The following is an 18,162-nucleotide window of genomic DNA, read 5'->3' as shown; positions in this document are numbered from 1 at the left end:
TTGCGCTGAACCGCAGGAATGATGCTTTGCGGCGCGGCGCTGCCGCCGGATACGGTCAACGCGTAATCCGGAAAGACCTATGTCCCCAGCTCACATCGTCAGCCACAATCCCGCAACGGTCCATGCGCCCGCCGGTGGTTACAGCATGGGACTTGAACTCAGTCAGCATCGCCGCCTGCTGTTTATCAGCGGCCAGGTGCCGGGGAAATCCGATGGCAGCGTGCCTGAAGGTTTCGAAGCGCAATGCGAGCAGGCCTGGCGCAATGTCATCGAGGTGCTCGCTGCTGCCGGCCTCGGCGTCACGCATCTGGTCAAGGTCACCACGTTCCTGACTGACCTCAGTCAAGTCGTGCCCAATCGTGCCGTCCGCCGCAAGATGCTGGCGGGCCACGAACCCGCGCTAACGGTCATGATTGCGCAAACCGTCGATAATAAATGGCTGCTGGAGATCGAGGCGATCGCCGCGGAGTGAAGCCGGCGCCGCCGGCGTCGCAGAGCCAATCATATCAGGTGTCCAATGGCTGAGATCCATCCCTTCTATCAGACGCATCGGGAAGCAATGGAGGCCGCCATGCGAGCTCGCCTCGACATCGCGGAGGCGATGCTGCGCGAGCGCGCGCGTCTCTCCGATCTCCACGGGATCAGGCAGGAAGTTATGGACGAATTCGAGATTGTCCTCACTCAGATGCCCTATGTCGGGGGTGCGACGAGCCGCATGAGCGATTTCTTCATGCGCCTGACCGGTTTCATGGCCATCAGTCGGGTGCTCCGGCGCCACGGCGTGCCGGTGCCGGTGATCGGTGAGATCGAGCGGGAGACCTACAAGGCGCAATTGCTCACCGTGTCGGAAGCGGAACGCCTTGCCTCGGGACGTCAGTTCATGTCGTCCGAGAACCAGGCATTGCTGCGCGAGCAGGCTGTGAGGAGCGCTTCGGAGAGCCATCAGAAGGAGTTTCCGGAGGACTTCGTCTACGATTTCGTAGAGCCGGGTCCAGGAGACGAATTTGAATTCGGCATCAACTACCGGGCCTGCGGGTTCTGCAAGCTCGCGGCGCGACATGGCGACACGGAGATTTTGCCGAACATCTGTGGCCTCGATTTCGATGCCTACGCCACGCGAGGTATCCGTCTGGAAAGGACGCAGACGCTGGCTGGCGGCGCCAGCCATTGCAATTTTCGATTTTCGCGGCTGCCACCCGACCGGGAGATCGGGAGTTAAACGTTCCGCGCGTTGTTCAGCGCTGCCGCTGCCGCGTCGTCATTGTGAGCGCAGCGACTTGTCCGCCGAAGCCTTGGCGAAGGCGGAAGCAATCCAGACTGTCTCCGCGGAGAGATCCTGGATTGTTTCGCTGCTCGCAATGACGGGGTAAGCCACGACTGATCGGAGCAACCGCCATAATGACATCATACCCCTGTTTTGCCCGACGAGTCAAAGTCACTTCGAAAAATCCGCATCTTTGCGGCGTCGCCGGCAAGTCATTGATTCCATTAGCGCCGGCTACTGTGCATGGGGTTGTTTTCGCGGTTTTGTTTTGAGCGCCGTCTAGTCCGCCGCCTTTTCCCTTAAGCGCTGCGCATAGACGTTGATGACCAGCGCCGCCAAGAGGATCAGGCCGCGGATCAGGATCTTCAGGAAGCTGTCGATGTTGACGTGGTCGAGGCCGTTGTTGAGCACGCCGAGGACGAACAGGCCGACGATGGTGTTGCCGATGCCGCCGCGGCCGCCGAACAGGCTGGTGCCGCCGACCACGACGGCCGCGATGGAATCGAGCAGGTAGGTGTCGAATTCGTTCTGCTGCGCGCTGCCGAAATGGGCCACGCCGAGCATGCCGCCGATGCCTGAGCAGACCGCCGAGATCACCATCACAGCGCCGAGGATGAGCTTGACGTTGAGGCCGGAATATTCGGCCGCCTCGCGGTTGCCCCCGACCATGTAGACGTAGCGGCCGAAGCGCGTGTAGGTCAGCACCAGATGGCCGCCGAGCAGCATCAGCGCGGCGACGATGACGATCCAGGGGATGCCCCCGATCGAGCCGGAGCCGAGGGTCGTGATCAGGCTCGGCACCTTGTAGGCGATCTGGCCGCGCACCAGCAGCGCGGAGATGCCGGCCGCGATCTGCATCATCGCCAGCGTCATGATGAAGGAGGGGATGCCGATCACGGTCAGGCCAAGCGCATTCACGAGGCCGAGCAGGGCGCAGAGCAGGATCGACAGGATGATCGCGACCACGCCGGGCAGGGGGATGTTGGCGATGTTGACGTAGGATTCCTGCAGCGTGAAGTAGGCGACTGCGATGCCCGTGACGTTGGCGATGCTGGCGATCGACAGGTCGATCTCGGCGCAGAGGATCACGAAGGTGAGGCCGACCGCGATGATGCCTGTGACCGACACCTGCGTCAGGATGTTGCCGAGATTGTCGAGTGTCGCGAAGGAGGGGCTGGCGAAGGCGAAGAAGGCGGTGAGGAAGATCAGCGTCAGGAAGGGGGCGATGTTGCGCATCTGCGAGCGCAGGAAGGGCGCAAGGCCCCGCGCCCGCCGTCCTGTCGCCAAAGCCGTCTCGCTGCTCATGTGCTTCTCCGTCACGCCGCTTCCAGCAGGCGGTCCTTGCTGACCGGCTCGTTCCTGAATTCCCGCACCACTGCGCCGCGCTTGAGCACGAGGATGCGGTCGGCCAGCGACAGCACCGTTTCCGGCTCGGTCGACAGCACGATGACGGCGAGCCCCCTGGTGCGGAGGTCGCGCACGATGTTGATGACGTCGTTCTTGGCGCCGACATCCATGCCGCGGGTCGGCTCGCACAGCACCAGGAGCTTGGGCGGATAGGTCAGCCATTTCGCCAGCGCGACCTTCTGCTGGTTGCCGCCAGAGAGCATGCCGAGATCGAGGCCGACCACCGGCGGCCGGATCTGCAGCTGCTCGACCTGGCGCTTGGCGATCTCGCGTTCCCGCGCCGGCTTGAGCAGCAGGGACGAGATGCGGTCCAGAATGCTGATCGAGATGTTCTTGTAGACCGGCTCCTGGTGAAACAACATGTCGCGCCGGCTCTCCGGCACCAGCGCCACGCCGGCGCGCCGCGCCGCTGCCGTGCTGGCGAAGGTTCTTGGCGTGCCCTCGACGGCAAGCGTGCCGCCGTCCGGTTTCAGCTTGCCGAACAGGATGCGCGACAGCTCCTGCTGGCCGCAGCCCATGAAGCCGTAGATGCCGAGCACTTCGCCCGCGCGCGCCTCGAACGAGATGTCCTGAAGGCTGCGGGACAGCGACAGCTGATCGACCTTGAGAACGACCTTGCTGTCGCTGGGCTGCGGCAGCATCAGGTCGTCGGTGTAGCTATGCTCGAGCGCCTCGCCGCCGCGGCCGATCATGGCCTCGATCAGCGCGCCTTTGCTGGTTGCCGCGCTTGCCGTCTCCGCGACCTTCCGCCCGTTCCGAAACACGGTCACCGTGTCGGACACGCGCAGAATATCCTCGATGAAATGTGAGATGAAGATGATTGCAGTGCCACCCTCGCGCAGCCGCTTGAGCGTGGCGAACAGCCGCTCGACTTCGGGCGGGGAGAGGGCTGAGGTCGGCTCGTCCAGGATGACGATGCGTGCGCCGGAGAACAGCACGCGCGCGATCTCGATCAGCTGCTGCAGCCCGATCGGGAGATCCCCGAGCCTGCTCATCGGATCGACGTCGATGCCGAAGCGCGCGAGCTGCTCGCCCGCCTCGCGCGCCATCCGCCGCCATTGCACGAGGCCAAGCCGGTTGGTCGGCTGGTTGCCCAGGAAGACGTTCTCCGCGACCGTCAGGTCGGGTGCAACGCTGAGCTCCTGATGCACCATGGCGATGCCGGCGGCATGCGCATCGCGGGCCGAGCGGAAATGCATCTCCTTCCCGTCGACCAGGAAGCGGCCGGAGAACCCGGTGTGCACGCCGGCGATGATCTTCATCAGCGTGCTTTTTCCGGCGCCGTTCTCACCGACGAGACCATGGATCTCGCCGGAATAGAGCGCGAAGTCGACACCACGAAGCGCTTCGACTCCGCCGAAGCTCTTCGTGATGCCTTGAAGTTCCAGGATGGGCTGTTGTGCCTCAGGCATGAAAGTTCAGATCTTGGAGGCTCAGATCAGGAAGTGGTCCTGCATCCACTGCATCCCGGCGGCGTTGGCCTTGGTGACGACCGGGCCGTCGGTGACGACGTTCTTCGGGATCCCCTGTCCGCTCTTCTCGCCGCCGACCACGGCCGACACGCCTGCGATGATGGCGCCGCCATGGATGCGGCAGGACGGATTGCGCACCGTGGCGAACATGCGGCCTTCGCTCACCGCCTGGATCGCCGGCGGCATGGCATCGACGCCGCCGATCAGGATGTTGGTGCGGCCTCGCGCCTTCATGATGTTGGCGGCGGCGAGCGCCATGTCGTCATTGTGGAAGAACGCCGCGTCGATCTGCGGGTATTTCGTCAGGTACGTTTCCCAGAGGCGGGCGGTCTTGGAGACGTCCCAGTCGGCCGGCTGGGTGTCGAGCACCTCGATGCCGGGGAATTGCTTGACCACCGTATTGAAGCCCTTGGCCCGTCCTTGCGCGCCGGTATGGCCGAGCGCGCCCTGCGTCATGATGATCTTGCCCTTGCCGCCCATGGCGTTGCACAGCGCCTGCGTCACCGAGGCGCCCATGAACTCGTTATCGGGCGCGAGGAAGGAGTGGACGTTGATCTGATCGAGAGGCGCAATCAGCGTGTCCATGTCGATCACGGGCGTGCCGGCGTCGATCATCTTCTGCACCGGCTGGGTGAGGGTGCCGATGCCGAAGGCCTGGATCGCGACGAAGTCCCATTTCTGCGAGGCCATGTTGTCGATCGCCGCGCGTTGCTTCACCGCGTCGAGCTGGCCGTCGAACCAGGTCACCTCGACGTTGAACAGCTTGCCCCAGAACTCCGCGGCCTGCTTTCCCTGCGCGCACCAGGTGGCCTGGAGGCCTGCATTGGAGAACGCCGCCTTTAGCGGCTTTTCGCTGCGTCCGACTGCGGCGGCCAGTGCAGGGTTTATGCCCATGCTGCCGAAGATGGCAGTTGCGGCGCCGGCGGTCGCTGCCGCCTGAAGAAGATCGCGCCTCGTCGTCGAGAAATCTTTCGTCCCGGACATCGCTCGCTCCCATGTATTTTGTCGTCGGCGCGTCATTGCCTGCGCGACCGATCTCCGAAAGTCTCTCACAAGAGTTGTTGGCACTCAATCTGCAATCAACCGCGAGATCGCCGCAGCCAGTGTTGGTGCAGCGCAAAGCGTCAGGCCGGAGCGGCGGCGAATGCGTCGATATCCGCGAGCAATCTATCCCAGGCCTGCGCGATTTCCGGCGTCCATTCATCGTCAAGCAGATCGCGGAGCGTATCCCTGACGACGGCGAAGAACGCGATGAACAGCTCGCGCGGCGTGCCGTAAGCATCATGCGAGGCGATCTCGCAGGCGATCAGCCGGAAATGCCCGCGGCGCTCACCGGCGAAGTCGAGGATCGCTTCGATCGTCAACGCGAGCATCGATCCCTTCACGAACTCGCTGCCTTTCGAACGGAACATCGCCTGCGTTTCCGGGCGCAGCTCGAACAGCCGTTGATAGACGTGCGGGGTGAGATCGCCGCAGCGTGAGGCCGCGCGTTCGAAGCTGTCCTGGATTGGATGAGAGGCCGTGTTCATCGGCAGTTCAGCCGCGCGGGCAAAAAAAGAGCGGGGCCCTGGCCCCGCTCGAAAATTGTGTCGACCCTATTATCCCCGATTCTAAGATTTGCTCTTGATTGACGGGGCGACGCTGCGTTTTGCGCGCCAGGGGCTCCTCCCGAGACTTGGACCACCAGACTTCGACCTCGCGGCCAGCCTGAGCAAGGGAGATGCTAAATCAACTTTTCTCACTTGTCATCATTTTCGGCAACGAATGTTCAAAATTCGAGCAGTTAACGAAACGATCGAGCTTCAGGTCACCTAAATATATGACAAATATAAGAAATTTGTGGACGGGGCGGGAGGGTTTCCCTGCCTCAAATCGCGGACGGGCGGCGGTGGAGCGCGCCGACCACAGTCTTCGAGAAATTTGCGCTGGGCCAAGAAGGCGGCGGAACTGACCTCGACTCGGCCCTGACCGCAGTGTTTAGTTGACTGACGAACGAATGGTTCGCGGATGCGCGCTCGGCTACAGAAATTCCTTCCCATCGTCCTGCTCGCCCTGGTGATGCAGGTGCTGGCGCCGATTGCCGCGTGCTGGGCGACCGGCCAGGCTATGGCCGATCCGCTTTCCGCCGCCGTCATCTGCCATAGCGCGAGCGAGCAGGGCGGCGGTCCGAATGATCCGACCGGTACGCCGACCGCGCATGCCGGCGCGTGCGCCCTGTGTTGCCTGGCCCAGGCCAATGCGTCGCTCGATTCGCCGCCGCAGGTTGCTCTCGCCACTCCCTTCCGTCACGTCGAACGTGTGGTGTGGCTTGCGGCCGATGTGTCCGCCATCGCCGCCTACAAGGGCTCGAGCGCCCAGGCTCGCGCACCCCCTCAATTTTCCTGACGTAGCGACAAACCGAACCATTGGCGCGCGCCGTTGCCGTGCCGATGGCGTGCTCAATGGACCGGCCGACGTGCCGGATGTCAGGAATTCAAGAGATGTTACGCATTCGTGCGATCAGCCGCGCGAGCTTGCCCGTGCTTTGCGGGCTGGTGTCCTCGATCGGCTCAGACGCGCTGGCCCAGGGCGCCTCGGAATCGCTTCCCGCGGTGACGGTTGAGGCGCCTTCGCGCCCCAAACCAATCACCCGGCCATCGCGACTGCGCTCAGCTTCGGCGGGACGCGCAGCGAGGCCCGTTGCTCAGAACGCGACCGCCAGCGCGCCGGCCCAAAACCTGGCCGCGTCTGCCGGCGCAGCGCGGGCTGGTCTCAATCAGTCGCCGGCCGGCCAGACCTCGACGACCATCGATCGCAGCCAGTTCGACAATCGCCCGGCGTTTTCGGTCAGCGACGTCTTGCGGGACAGTCCGGGCATTTCGATCAAGCAGGGGAACGGTCCCCGCGATTTCGGTATCTCGATTCGTGGCTCCAACGCCCGGAACGGCTTCGCGATCCGCAATCTCGTGATCTTCGAGGACGGCTTCCCCGTCACGCAGCCGGATGGCCTGTCGCGGAGCGACCTCATCGATCCTCACGCCTATGGCGCGATCGACGTGATCCGCGGCCCCTCGTCGGCGCTCTACGGCAACTACGCGACCGGCGGTGCGCTGAATTTCCGGACGCGGCCCGGCGGCACGATCGACGGCGTCGAATATGGCGTGGACGGCGGCAGCTACGGTTATCTCAACAACTACCTCGCCGCCGGCAAGAAGGTCGGGAATTTCGAGGGCTCGCTGTTCGCGAGCGACACCCGAGGCGACGGCTACATCGGCAACAGCTGGTTCAACACGCAGACCGTCAACTTTCTCGGCACGCTCAAGGCGACGCCGGATGACCGCTTCACGGTCAAGATCATCAACAATGACCTCAGCACGCGGTTGCCGATCCGGCAGTCGCTGAACCAGTATTACCTCAACCCGTTCCAGCAGGGATGTGCTACCGGTGCCACCGCCGCGCCGGGATGCGGTACGGTCAGGCTGTTCAACAACGGCTTCAACGCAACTGGCGGGACCGACACGGAGACGGCCCTGCAGGCCGGGCTCGGCCGCAACGATCGCCGCACCATCGTCGGCGGTCGATGGGAGCATGATTTCGACAACACGATGACGTGGCGCAACCAGTTCGTGTTCGACGACAGAAACATCCGCCAGCCGACCGGACAGACCAGCTCGATCGGAGATTTTCCATCGTACAACTACATGAGCGATCTGACCAAGCGCGGCGAGCTTCTTGGCCTGGAGTCCACCACGTTCTTCGGCGCCTTCTATAATACGCTGACAGCGTCGAGCGACACGCGAAACGTGATGCCAGGGGGCAATGCCACGCTCGGCAGGCTCTCGAGCAATCTCTTCAGCGAAACGACCAATTATGGTGTGCGTGCCAGGGAAGAGCTCAGGCTGACGACCTCGCTGACGGCGGTCGCCGGCGTTGGTTGGGAGACCACCCTAATGAAGGGGATAAACACGGCGTATGCGTACGCGGGTCCGACCGGCATCACCACAACAACCCTGACGACCGCGGACCGGCAGTTTCAAAATGCTGCGCCAGAGTTGGCACTCCTCTACAATCTCAACAACGAATGGCTCTTCCGCGGACGAGTTGCCACGGGATACGGCACTCCGCAGGTTTCGAACCTCTTCGTCCTTCCGACGGGTTTGTCGGGCAACAATACGCAGCTCCAAACTCAGAGGACTCTGGGTTACGACCTCGGTTTCGATTGGACTCCGAACAACACGCTCAAGCTCAGCGCGACCGGCTTCTACGAGTTCTTCCGCAACGAGATCGTCAGTCAGGCGACACCGATCTCCGGCATATCCTATACGTTCAACGCGCCGCGGTCGGAGCACCGCGGCATAGAGCTTGCCGCCGACTGGAAGTTCTATCCAGGCTGGCGGTTCATGGCGGCGTATACCTATCTCGACGAGGTCTACACCGAATATGTCGAGAACATCACCAATGGCGCCGTGTTCAGCTTCAACCGTGCCGGCAACAAGATTCCCGGTATCTCGCCCAACGAGCTGACGGCTCGAATTGGCTACGACGAGTTCGCCGGGCCGCTTGCAGGTCTCGGAGGTTTTGTCGAACTCCAGTGGAAGGACTCCTTCTACATGGACAATGCGAATCTGCTGAAGGCGCCCGGCTATGAGCTGGTCAATTTGAACGTTCACTACAAGACCGATCTGGTGTCGGACACTTTCAGATCCCTGAATCTGTTTCTCGAGGTCAGGAACGTATTCGACCGCACCTACATCGCTTCGGCAAACAACATCGCCAACACGGTGACGGCAACGGGCCTTCAAAATCCTGCGAGTGTGCTCGCAAACACCACAGGATCGATCTATGCGGGCTCGCCGCGCACCTTTGTTGCAGGTATGAAGGTGGCGTTCAAATGATCCGGGCTCTTGAAGGGAGTAGGGCCATGATCCGAATTGGCTTGCTCGGGATCGTCGCTCTCGCATTCTTGCAAGGTGCGGCGCTCGGACAGATGCGGGCTCCGCATGCGTCCGAAGCGGCCTGTGAAGAGCCGACGCTGCGCTGTGCGACCAAGGCGACGCCCGCATTCGCTTCGGACGGAAAGCTGTGGCTGGTCTGGATGGCGGGAGGGCAGGTCTCGGTCGCGAGTTCGCTGGATGCGGGCCGCAGTTTCTCGGTCCCCATCCAGGTCACGACGAAGCGGCTGAACCTTGACTGGGGGCCGGATGCGCGGCCGAAGATCGTGGTCGATCGCAAGGGCGGCATTGCCGTTGCGTTCTCGATCTTCAGGGACGAAGCCTTCAACGGCCAGGTCCTCTACACGCGTTCGGCCGATGGCGGAAAGAGCTTCGCGGAGCTGAAGCCCATCACCGCAAGCAATGAGAGCCAGCGTTTCGAAGCGCTGGCGCTCGATCAGGATGGAACGGTCTTCGCAGCCTGGCTCGACAAGCGCAATCGTGTTCCCGCAAGAGAGGCGGGACGGAAGTACGAGGGAGCAGCGCTGTTCTTTGCCTCGTCTCGCGATGGCGGCGCTACCTACGCCGAGGCCAGTCTCGCACGCGACGGCACCTGCGAGTGCTGCCGATTGGGTCTGACGTTCGCGGCGCCCGGGCGGCCGGCCGTGATCTTCAGAAACATATTCGACGGGGGCGTGCGCGACCACGCAATCATGACATTCACCGACGTCTCGACGCCAGGGAAACTCCATCGGGTCAGCAACGACGACTGGCAGATCAATGCCTGCCCGCACCACGGGCCGAGCCTCACCGTTGCGCCGAACGGAACCTATCACGTCGCCTGGTACACGAACGGGAAGGCTCGTAAAGGGTTGTTCTACGCCCACTCGCGCGACGAAGGTCGCACGTTCTCTGCGCCGATGGCGTTGGGGCGGCCGGATCGCAATCCGACGCGCCCCTTCGTGCTCGCGGGCCCGGCGGGGACGGTGATGGTGTGGAAGGAGTTCGATGGCGAGAAGACGACGGTCCAGATGACGATTTCTCACGACGATGGCGAGACCTGGTCGCCACCGAAGGCGATATCGAGCACGACCGACACATCCGATCATCCCTTGCTCGTCTCCAATGGGGAACATGTCTATCTGTCATGGATGACGAAAGCAGATGGCTATCGCCTCACAGCGATCGAGGACCAACGATGAAACGATCTGCAGCCATTCTGGGTCTGGGTATCCTGATCGCATCGGCGTCTGCCCTCGGATCGCCTGCGGGCCTCAAACCGTTCGAGCGCGGCACCTGGCAAGGCGTGCTGAGGGGGCATGCAGGTCGCCCGACGCTCGTGCATTTCTGGGGCGTGACCTGCGGGCCCTGCAAAGTCGAGCTGCCGTTGCTCGGGAAGTTTGCGAAGGACCATCCCGAAATCGATGTCGTCACGGTCAGCGCCGATCTCGTGCCGAACCTGCCGGCCGCGACGCAATCGATGCTCGATAAAGCGGGGCTGTCGTCGACCGAGAACTTCATCTTCAACGACGGCTTTGTCGAACGCTTGCGGTTCGAGATCGATCCTGCCTGGCAGGGCGACATCCCCAGGACAATGCTCATCTCTCGGGACGGGATCATCACGACCATCGAAGGCTCCGCCGAAATTTCCGATCTGGAACAATGGTCGGCGCAGCAACTCTCCAAACACTAAAGTTCAGTCTGCAAAGGGAATACCGATATGAAGACAAAGTTGAAAGATGTGCTCCTCGCTGCGTTCGCTCTTGCACTCTGCGCAGCACCGGCGGTCGCCGACGACGTCAAGGCCGGCGATCTCGTCATTTCACAGGCGTGGAGCCGTGCGACGCCGGGCGGCGCCAAGGTCGCCGGCGGCTATCTGATCATCGAGAACAAGGGGACCGCGGCGGACAGGCTGGTCGGCGTGTCCGCCGATATCGCCGGCAAGGCCGAGATCCACGAGATGGCCATGGACAACGGCGTGATGAAGATGCGCCCGCTCGACAAGGGGCTCGCGATCGATCCCGGCAAGACGGTGAAGCTCGCGCCCGGCGGCTACCACCTGATGCTCCAGGAGCTGAAGGGCCCGTTCAAGCAGGGCGACAAGGTGCCCGTGACGCTGCAATTCGAGAAGGCCGGCAAGGTCGCCGTCTCTCTCGACGTCCAGGGCGTCGGCGCGCAGGCGCCGGGCGATGCAGGGCACTCGGGTCACATGGACATGAAGAAAATGCCGGATCACTCGGGAATGAAGATGAAATGAGACGGATCAAGGTTCTCGGGAGCCAAGGCAATGCGAGGCCGGCGTCAGCCGCTGGATCGAAGTCCCGCCCGAGGGGGCAGGGCATTCGCATGAGGTCAAGGCGCCCGCGCCTGGCGTGAAGCTCCTGTCAAAAGGCTGATGTGCCTGTTGCGCTCGCGACGCTGCTCTTCATTGCCAGCTTCGCGAGCGGTGCGCATGCGGCGCTCATTCGTTGAGGGTTGGGCCTTGATCTTGTCGAGCACCCGCTGCCGGCTTTCGTGACGGCCCTCCCTGGAACGCCGCCTTCGCAAGCAACGCTTCAAGCTGAACCTGAAGCCGACGGAAAAATGACAAGGAATTTCGCTGCGTTAGCGGCTTTTCCTCATTCCCGGCCTTGTGTTTTCGCTCTTAATCCGGTTTCACTGCGGACGATCACTGATTCCCAGAGTGCTACCATGCGGTTGTCGCGGTTCTTTCTGCCCATCCTGAAGGAAAATCCGAAAGAAGCGGAGATCGTCTCGCATCGGCTGATGCTGCGCGCCGGCATGATCCGGCAGGAGGCCGCCGGCATCTATGCCTGGCTGCCGCTCGGTTTTCGCGTGCTGAAGAAGATCGAGCAGATCGTCCGCGAGGAGCAGGACCGGTCCGGCGCGATCGAGGTCTTGATGCCGACCTTGCAGCTCGCCGATCTCTGGCGCGAGAGCGGCCGCTACGACGCCTATGGCCCGGAGATGCTGCGTATCGCCGACCGTCACAAGCGCGAGCTCTTGTACGGGCCGACCAACGAGGAAATGATCACCGAGATCTTCCGCGCCTACGTGAAGTCCTACAAGAACCTGCCGCTCAATCTCTATCACATCCAATGGAAATTCCGCGACGAGCAGCGCCCGCGCTTCGGCGTGATGCGCGGGCGCGAGTTCCTGATGAAGGACGCCTATTCGTTCGACCTCAACGAGGCCGCAGCGCGCGTCGCCTACAACAAGATGTTCGTCGCCTATTTGCGCACTTTCGCGCGGATGGGGCTGAAGGCGATCCCGATGCGCGCCGAGACCGGCCCGATCGGCGGCGATCTCAGCCACGAGTTCATCGTGCTCGCCGAAACCGGCGAATCCGGCGTCTTCATCAATCGCGACGTGCTGGACCTGCCGGTGCCGGGCGAGGATGTCGATTATGAGGGCGACCTGACGCCGATCATCAAGCAATGGACCTCGCTCTATGCGGCGACGGAGGACGTCCACGATGCCGCGCGCTTCGAGCGGGAGGTGCCCGCGGACAAGCGGGTCAACACCCGCGGCATCGAGGTCGGGCAGATCTTCTATTTCGGCACCAAATATTCCGAGCCGATGAAGGCGCTGGTGGCGGGCCCCGACGGCGTCGACGTGCCGATCCATGGCGGCTCCTACGGCGTCGGCGTCTCGCGCCTGCTCGGCGCCATCATCGAGGCCTGCCATGACGATGCCGGGATCAAATGGCCGGAGGCCGTCGCGCCGTTCCGCGTGTCAATTCTCAACCTCAAGCAAGGCGATGCGGCCGTCGACGCGGCCTGCGAGAAGCTTTATGCCGAGCTCACCTCCAAGGGCGTCGACGTGCTCTACGACGACACCGATCAGCGCGCCGGCGCCAAATTCGCCGCCGCCGACCTGATCGGCAGCCCCTGGCAGATCATGATCGGGCCGAAGGGGCTTGCCGACGGCAAGGTCGAGATCAAACGACGCAGCGATGGCGCGCGCGAGACCATGTCGCCTGCCGACGCGGTCGCCCGGCTGGTCGGCTGAATATTGTTCATCGCCCGAGGTCGCGGCCGCCAATCCGGCCACAATTGACCCCGAATCATGGGATTATCGAGCGATGGATGAGACCATGACAGAGACTGTGCAAACCGCACCTTTTGCGCCATTCGAGTGGATGCTGTCGGCGCGCTATTTGCGGGCGCGGCGCAAGGAGGGATTCATCTCGGTCATCGCCGGGTTCTCCTTTCTCGGCATCATGCTTGGCGTTGCGACGCTGATCATCGTCATGGCCGTGATGAACGGCTTTCGCAAAGAGCTGCTCGACAAGATCCTGGGGCTCAACGGCCACATCCTGGTCCAGCCACTGGAATCGCCGCTGACCGACTGGAAGGACGTCGCCGAGCGCATCAGTCAGGTCGAGGGCATCCGCCTCGCAGCGCCCGTCGTGGACGGTCAGGCGCTGGCGTCGTCGCCGTGGAACGCCTCGGGCGTCCTGGTGCGGGGCATCCGCTCCGACGATCTCAACAACCTCACCTCGATCGCCAAGAACATCAAGCAGGGCTCGCTCGAAGGCTTTGACGACGGGCAGGGCGTCGCGATCGGCCGACGCCTCGCCGACCAGCTGTCGCTGCATGCCGGCGACAGCGTGACGCTGGTGGCGCCGAAGGGCGCGGTCACGCCGATGGGCACGACGCCGCGGATCAAGCCGTACAAGATCGTCGCCGTGTTCGAGATCGGCATGTCCGAATACGATCTCGGCTTCGTCTTCATGCCGCTGGCCGAGGCGCAGGCCTATTTCAACCGCAGCAACGACGTGACCTCGATCGAGGTATTCACCACCAACCCTGACAAGATCGACGCCTTTCGCAAGTCGGTGACGGAGGCGGCGGGCCGGCCGGTCTTCCTGGTCGACTGGCGGCAGCGCAACTCCACCTTCTTCAATGCGCTCCAGGTCGAGCGCAACGTGATGTTCCTGATCCTGACGATGATCGTGCTTGTCGCCGCGCTCAACATCGTCTCCGGCCTGATCATGCTGGTGAAGGACAAGGGCAGCGACATCGCGATCCTGCGCACGATGGGCGCCTCGCAGGGATCGATCATGCGCATCTTCCTGATCACGGGCGCCTCGATCGGCGTGGTCGGCACGCTGGTCGGCTTCTTCGTCGGCCTGGTGATCTGCCTCAACATCGAATCGATCCGGCAATTCCTGTCCTGGTTGACCAGCACCGAATTGTTCTCGCCGGAACTCTATTTCCTGTCGAAACTGCCCGCCGAGATCGACGTGGGCGAGACCACGGCCGTCGTCATCATGGCGCTGACGCTGTCGTTCCTGGCGACGCTCTATCCGTCGTGGCGCGCCGCGCGCCTCGATCCCGTCGAAGCGCTGCGGTACGAGTGAGGGGCTGATGGAGCAGCAGCAGGGGGCGGAAGATGTACCGGTCATTTATCTCCACGAGATAAAGCGGCAGTACCTGCAGGGCGAGGTGCCGCTGACGATCCTCGACGGCGCCACGCTGGCGCTGTGGGCAGGCCAATCCGTCGCGCTGGTCGCGCCGTCGGGCTCGGGCAAGTCGACGCTGCTGCATATCGCGGGGCTGCTCGAAGCGCCGGATTCCGGCGAGGTCTATGTCTCGGGCGCGCCGACCTCGCAGCTGCCCGACATCGAGCGCACGCAGCTTCGCCGCACCGACATCGGCTTCGTCTACCAGTCGCACCGGCTGCTGCCGGAGTTCTCGGCGCTCGAGAACGTCATGCTGCCGCAGATGATCCGCGGCCTGAAGAAGTCCGAGAGCGTCAAGCGCGCCAAGGAGATCCTGGGCTATCTCGGCCTCGGCGACCGCATCACCCACCGCCCCGCCGAGCTGTCCGGCGGCGAGCAGCAGCGTGTTGCGATCGCCCGTGCGGTCGCCAACGCGCCGCGCGTGCTGTTTGCGGACGAGCCGACCGGCAATCTCGACCCGCACACGGCGGATCACGTGTTTCAGGCGCTGATGCAGCTGGTCAAGGCGACGCGGGTGTCGATGCTGATCGCGACCCACAACATGGAGCTCGCCGGCCGCATGGACCGGCGCGTCTCGCTGTCGAACGGCCAGGTGGTCGAGCTCGAATAGCAAAGCCGCGAAAACAACCCCATGCACAGTAGCCAAGTGCTTGGTGGGATTGGCGAAAACGCGCTTCGCCGAAGGCTCAAGGCCTGATCACCGTCAATTTGAACGGCCCGCCATTGGCGGCGGCGTGCTCGACCGCCGCGTTGGCATGGTCGAGGTCGAAGGCCGTGGTCTCGTACTCGTCGAGTCGCAGCAGCCCCGCGCGCACCAGCGCGATCAGGCGGCTCGCCGCATCCGGCGGGTACATCCAGACGCCATGGATGCTGATGCAGTTGCGCATGATCCAGGGGTAGGGCAGCTCGAGGCCCGCGCCGCCCGCCATGCCGACGCCACCCATCAGCACGACGCGGCCATAAGCGCGCACCGTCATGACCGCCGCGCGCACGACGGTCGGGCTCACCGAAGGCGGCATGATATCGAACACGCAGTCGATCGGGCTTGGTGCGGCGCGCTTCATGCTCTCGCGGTCGTCGTCCTCGTTACCGGTGAGCCTGACCGGCTTCACGCGGTCGCCGAAGCGACGGACGAGGTCGGCGAGGATCTCTTCGTTGCGGCCCGGCGCCACCACGCGGGCTGCGCCCATCGCCAGCGCAACGGATACCGCCGCGCTGCCGAAATTGCCGGTGGCGCCGCTCACCAGCACGGTCTCGCCAGGTTGAAGATTTGCAGCGAGGAAGCCGCCATAAGGCACCAGCAGCGTCCCCAGCGCGCACCAACGCGTCGCTTCCTCCGACGTGATCGCGCCGAGGCGTTTGACGTTCTCGGTCGGCAGGCGCATCTGCTCGGCGAAGGAGCCATGGCGAAAGTGCTTTTGCAGAAGCATGCCGCCGGGCCCGGCGGCAGTCAGCCCCTGCAGGGCGATATCGGGCGCAACGGAGTCATCGCGCGAGCGCACCGTCGGGTCGCAGAACACCCAATCGCCGATGGCAAGCCTGGTCGCATCTGGACCGATCGCGCGGACCCGGCCGATGCCGCCGGGGCCCGGCACGATCGGCAGGTCGAGCGCATAGTTGCGCGTCCCGTCGAGGACCTCGTTCATGTAGGACAGCACGCGCGTGGCGACGACGTCGACGATCACCTCGCCGGTGCCGATGGCTGGGTCCGGAACGTCCTCGATCACCAGCGGCGATCCAAAGGATTTGAGCACGGCAGCTTTCATGATGTTCACCTCAAGGTTGGGTGAAGCCCTATGCGCCGCCTTGGAGGGGACAGGAAGGCCTGGTATTATCCTAGTATTCCACAGGCCCTCCATTGCAGGACGCTCGTCATGGCCGATCCGCGCCGGGTTGAATTCGGCGACTTCCTGAGGTCCCGCCGCGAAAAGCTGTCGCCGAAGACCGTCGGGCTTCCAATGGGCCGGCGCCGGCGCACCGCGGGGCTGCGCCGCGAGGAGGTCGCGCAACTCGCCGGCATCGGCGTCGACTGGTACATCCGCCTCGAGCAGGGCCGCACCGTCAGCCCGTCCGTCACCACGATCGACGCGCTGGCCCGCGCGCTGCGTCTCAGCAAGACCGAGCATGCGCACCTGAAGGCGCTGGCGCGCGACGGCGACAGGCGCGCGTTCACGCGCGAAATCGTGCCGCCGCCGATCCAGCGGATGATCGAGAGCCTGCACCAGCCGGCCTACATCACTGGCCGGCGCTGGGACGTGCTGGCCTGGAACGAGGCGGCCGAGGACGTCTTCGCCTTCGGGCGATTGCCGGAGCAGGATCGCAACACGCTGCTCCTCATGATGACCAACAAGCAGACGCGAAAATCCTACGGCGCCGGCTGGGCGGATGTCGCCAAGGCCATGGTGGCGATGTTTCGCGCGACCCACGACGTCTGGGCCGGCGATCCCGCCTTCACCGAGTTGCTCACGCGCCTGCGCAAGGGCAGTCCGGAATTCGTCAAATGGTGGGAGGCGCACGATATCCGCAGCACCATCTCGGGCCGCAAGACCATGAACCATCCGGCCAAAGGCGTGCTGCACTTCGAGCACACCAGCTTCCAGGCCAACGACGATCCCGCACTGAAGCTCGTGATCTATACGCCGGTCGAGGGAGGAGCGCGCGCTTGAGCCATTCGAATTCGAGTGGGCTGCTTACGCAGGCGAAATTGAACGTTCGAAAGCCGATTAGGTCCGTCCATCGCCCGCATGACGCAGCGTCATGAGGAGACCGCGATCGAGATCGCGGTTGAGCGCTCCACCGTGGCAACGAACAGTTGCTCCATCTCCGTTTGCAAGGCTGCTTCGCAAGCGCTATGTCGCGGCTTTTGGAACAGCCTGACATGACGATCTCGGACGACAACGACCTCACCCGCCTGAAAGAGATCGGGCGCATCGTTGCCAATACGCTCGAGGCGATGGGGAAGGCGCTGGAGCCGGGCATGACCACCTCGGAGCTCGACGAGATCGGGAGAAAGCTCCTGGAGGCTGCCGGGGCGCGTTCAGCTCCGGAGCTGGCCTACGACTTTCCCGGAGCGACCTGCATCAGCGTGAACGAGGAGATCGCGCATGGCATCCCGGGCGAGCGACGGATCGCGCGCGGCGATCTCGTCAACATCGACGTTTCAGCCGAGAGGAACGGCTTCTTCGCCGATACGGGAGCCTCGTTCGCCGTTCCACCCGTCACCCGCGGGATCGAACGTCTTTGCAGGGACGGCCGGCGGGCGATGTGGGCAGGCCTGCGGCAGGTGGGCGCCGGCAAACCGATTGCCGGCATCGGCCAGGCGATCGGGACCTTTGCGCGGAAGAACGGCTACAGCCTGGTCCGCAACCTTGCCAGTCATGGCGTCGGCCTGTCGCTCCATGAGGAGCCGACGGAGATCGCAACATGGCCCGACCGCTCCGAACGCCGCATCATGAGCGACGGCCTCGTGTTCACCGTCGAGCCGTTCCTCTCCATGGGCGCGGAGTGGGCGGAGAATGGCGACGATCCGTGGACGCTCTACAGCAGTCCTGAAGCGCCGACGGTGCAGTACGAGCACACTGTTGTCGCTACAAAGCACGGCCCTTTGATCGTGACGATGGCGGGCTGAGGCGACCGGGGCCG

The 18,162-nt window shown here is 63.7% G+C and carries 17 protein-coding genes; 12 read left to right on the top strand and 5 right to left on the bottom strand.

The features are described 5' to 3' along the window. The first annotated feature begins 145 nt into the window (after positions 1-145). Positions 146-472 (top strand): RidA family protein, encoded by a 327-nt coding sequence (locus ACSHT2_RS04775; RefSeq protein WP_440640601.1) that lies wholly within the window; start codon positions 146-148, stop codon positions 470-472. Between the two features lie 45 nt (positions 473-517). Beyond that, entirely contained in the window at positions 518-1,219 is a 702-nt protein-coding gene (locus ACSHT2_RS04770) for an L-2-amino-thiazoline-4-carboxylic acid hydrolase (RefSeq protein WP_440640600.1), read from the top strand. Positions 1,220-1,543: 324 nt separating this feature from the next. On the opposite strand, the gene ACSHT2_RS04765 is transcribed toward ACSHT2_RS04770, so the two are convergent. The 4 genes from ACSHT2_RS04765 to ACSHT2_RS04750 all read right to left on the bottom strand — a co-directional run bounded on the left by ACSHT2_RS04765 (position 1,544) and on the right by ACSHT2_RS04750 (position 5,672). Next, positions 1,544-2,569: an ABC transporter permease gene (locus ACSHT2_RS04765; protein WP_440640599.1), complete on the bottom strand. Its 1,026-nt coding sequence runs from the start codon at positions 2,567-2,569 to the stop codon at positions 1,544-1,546. 11 nt (positions 2,570-2,580) lie between these two features. Continuing rightward, positions 2,581-4,083, bottom strand: a complete 1,503-nt coding sequence (locus ACSHT2_RS04760; protein ID WP_440640598.1) for a sugar ABC transporter ATP-binding protein — start codon at positions 4,081-4,083, stop codon at positions 2,581-2,583. 21 nt (positions 4,084-4,104) lie between these two features. After that, entirely contained in the window at positions 4,105-5,127 is a 1,023-nt protein-coding gene (locus ACSHT2_RS04755; protein ID WP_440640597.1) for a sugar ABC transporter substrate-binding protein, read from the bottom strand. A gap of 140 nt (positions 5,128-5,267) precedes the next feature. Then, entirely contained in the window at positions 5,268-5,672 is a 405-nt protein-coding gene (locus ACSHT2_RS04750) for a globin (RefSeq protein WP_440640596.1), read from the bottom strand. A 478-nt stretch (positions 5,673-6,150) separates the two neighbouring features. On the opposite strand from ACSHT2_RS04750, the gene ACSHT2_RS04745 reads away from it, so the two are divergent. From ACSHT2_RS04745 to ACSHT2_RS04710, 8 genes are all read left to right on the top strand, one after another. After that, positions 6,151-6,528, top strand: coding sequence for a DUF2946 domain-containing protein (locus tag ACSHT2_RS04745; protein WP_440640595.1), 378 nt, complete (start codon positions 6,151-6,153; stop codon positions 6,526-6,528). Positions 6,529-6,623: 95 nt separating this feature from the next. Then, the gene (locus ACSHT2_RS04740) at positions 6,624-9,017 is read left to right on the top strand and encodes a TonB-dependent receptor family protein (RefSeq protein WP_440640594.1); all 2,394 of its coding nucleotides are present in this window, start codon (positions 6,624-6,626) and stop codon (positions 9,015-9,017) included. Positions 9,018-9,043: 26 nt separating this feature from the next. Continuing rightward, a complete protein-coding gene (locus tag ACSHT2_RS04735) occupies positions 9,044-10,255 on the top strand; it encodes a sialidase family protein (protein WP_440640593.1) in 1,212 nt (403 codons plus the stop codon). Continuing rightward, on the top strand, positions 10,252-10,746 hold the full coding sequence (locus tag ACSHT2_RS04730; RefSeq protein ID WP_440642767.1) for a TlpA family protein disulfide reductase: 495 nt from the start codon (positions 10,252-10,254) through the stop codon (positions 10,744-10,746). The genes ACSHT2_RS04735 and ACSHT2_RS04730 overlap by 4 nt, the downstream gene beginning before the upstream one ends. Before the next feature lie 27 nt (positions 10,747-10,773). Further along, positions 10,774-11,310 carry a copper chaperone PCu(A)C gene (locus tag ACSHT2_RS04725; protein WP_440640592.1) on the top strand — a complete coding sequence of 179 codons (537 nt, stop codon included), beginning with the start codon at positions 10,774-10,776 and terminating at the stop codon, positions 11,308-11,310. 434 nt (positions 11,311-11,744) lie between these two features. Further along, the gene (gene proS / locus ACSHT2_RS04720; protein WP_440640591.1) at positions 11,745-13,064 is read left to right on the top strand and encodes a proline--tRNA ligase; all 1,320 of its coding nucleotides are present in this window, start codon (positions 11,745-11,747) and stop codon (positions 13,062-13,064) included. Between the two features lie 73 nt (positions 13,065-13,137). After that, on the top strand, positions 13,138-14,418 hold the full coding sequence (locus ACSHT2_RS04715; protein WP_440640590.1) for a lipoprotein-releasing ABC transporter permease subunit: 1,281 nt from the start codon (positions 13,138-13,140) through the stop codon (positions 14,416-14,418). Between the two features lie 7 nt (positions 14,419-14,425). Beyond that, positions 14,426-15,130 carry an ABC transporter ATP-binding protein gene (locus tag ACSHT2_RS04710; RefSeq protein WP_440640589.1) on the top strand — a complete coding sequence of 235 codons (705 nt, stop codon included), beginning with the start codon at positions 14,426-14,428 and terminating at the stop codon, positions 15,128-15,130. A gap of 76 nt (positions 15,131-15,206) precedes the next feature. Here ACSHT2_RS04710 and ACSHT2_RS04705 read toward each other — a convergent pair whose 3' ends face one another. Next, positions 15,207-16,286 (bottom strand): zinc-binding dehydrogenase, encoded by a 1,080-nt coding sequence (locus ACSHT2_RS04705; RefSeq protein WP_440640588.1) that lies wholly within the window; start codon positions 16,284-16,286, stop codon positions 15,207-15,209. Between the two features lie 108 nt (positions 16,287-16,394). Here ACSHT2_RS04705 and ACSHT2_RS04700 point away from each other — a divergent pair, with 108 nt between their 5' ends. Together ACSHT2_RS04700 and map are read left to right on the top strand one after the other, a co-directional pair. Next, positions 16,395-17,186, top strand: a complete 792-nt coding sequence (locus tag ACSHT2_RS04700; protein ID WP_440640587.1) for a helix-turn-helix transcriptional regulator — start codon at positions 16,395-16,397, stop codon at positions 17,184-17,186. Between the two features lie 212 nt (positions 17,187-17,398). Further along, entirely contained in the window at positions 17,399-18,148 is a 750-nt protein-coding gene (gene map, locus ACSHT2_RS04695) for a type I methionyl aminopeptidase (RefSeq protein WP_440640586.1), read from the top strand. The last annotated feature ends 14 nt before the right edge of the window (positions 18,149-18,162 follow it).

Origin of the sequence: Bradyrhizobium sp. PUT101 (assembly GCF_052043945.1) — a bacterium.
Classification (GTDB): domain Bacteria; phylum Pseudomonadota; class Alphaproteobacteria; order Rhizobiales; family Xanthobacteraceae; genus Bradyrhizobium.
Note: the sequence above shows the minus strand (reverse complement) of the source record. Positions and strands in the feature narration are given on the sequence as shown.

Excerpts from the sequence above, each read along its gene's own strand:
- ACSHT2_RS04775 (WP_440640601.1), top strand. The coding sequence starts at position 146 with ATGGGACTTGAACTCAGTCAGCATCGCCGCCTGCTGTTTATCAGCGGC.
- ACSHT2_RS04770 (WP_440640600.1), top strand. The coding sequence starts at position 518 with ATGGCTGAGATCCATCCCTTCTATCAGACGCATCGGGAAGCAATGGAG.
- ACSHT2_RS04765 (WP_440640599.1), bottom strand. The coding sequence starts at position 2,569 with ATGAGCAGCGAGACGGCTTTGGCGACAGGACGGCGGGCGCGGGGCCTT.
- ACSHT2_RS04760 (WP_440640598.1), bottom strand. The coding sequence starts at position 4,083 with ATGCCTGAGGCACAACAGCCCATCCTGGAACTTCAAGGCATCACGAAG.
- ACSHT2_RS04755 (WP_440640597.1), bottom strand. The coding sequence starts at position 5,127 with ATGTCCGGGACGAAAGATTTCTCGACGACGAGGCGCGATCTTCTTCAG.
- ACSHT2_RS04750 (WP_440640596.1), bottom strand. The coding sequence starts at position 5,672 with ATGAACACGGCCTCTCATCCAATCCAGGACAGCTTCGAACGCGCGGCC.
- ACSHT2_RS04745 (WP_440640595.1), top strand. The coding sequence starts at position 6,151 with ATGCGCGCTCGGCTACAGAAATTCCTTCCCATCGTCCTGCTCGCCCTG.
- ACSHT2_RS04740 (WP_440640594.1), top strand. The coding sequence starts at position 6,624 with ATGTTACGCATTCGTGCGATCAGCCGCGCGAGCTTGCCCGTGCTTTGC.
- ACSHT2_RS04735 (WP_440640593.1), top strand. The coding sequence starts at position 9,044 with ATGATCCGAATTGGCTTGCTCGGGATCGTCGCTCTCGCATTCTTGCAA.
- ACSHT2_RS04730 (WP_440642767.1), top strand. The coding sequence starts at position 10,252 with ATGAAACGATCTGCAGCCATTCTGGGTCTGGGTATCCTGATCGCATCG.
- ACSHT2_RS04725 (WP_440640592.1), top strand. The coding sequence starts at position 10,774 with ATGAAGACAAAGTTGAAAGATGTGCTCCTCGCTGCGTTCGCTCTTGCA.
- proS (WP_440640591.1), top strand. The coding sequence starts at position 11,745 with ATGCGGTTGTCGCGGTTCTTTCTGCCCATCCTGAAGGAAAATCCGAAA.
- ACSHT2_RS04715 (WP_440640590.1), top strand. The coding sequence starts at position 13,138 with ATGGATGAGACCATGACAGAGACTGTGCAAACCGCACCTTTTGCGCCA.
- ACSHT2_RS04710 (WP_440640589.1), top strand. The coding sequence starts at position 14,426 with ATGGAGCAGCAGCAGGGGGCGGAAGATGTACCGGTCATTTATCTCCAC.
- ACSHT2_RS04705 (WP_440640588.1), bottom strand. The coding sequence starts at position 16,286 with ATGAAAGCTGCCGTGCTCAAATCCTTTGGATCGCCGCTGGTGATCGAG.
- ACSHT2_RS04700 (WP_440640587.1), top strand. The coding sequence starts at position 16,395 with ATGGCCGATCCGCGCCGGGTTGAATTCGGCGACTTCCTGAGGTCCCGC.
- map (WP_440640586.1), top strand. The coding sequence starts at position 17,399 with ATGACGATCTCGGACGACAACGACCTCACCCGCCTGAAAGAGATCGGG.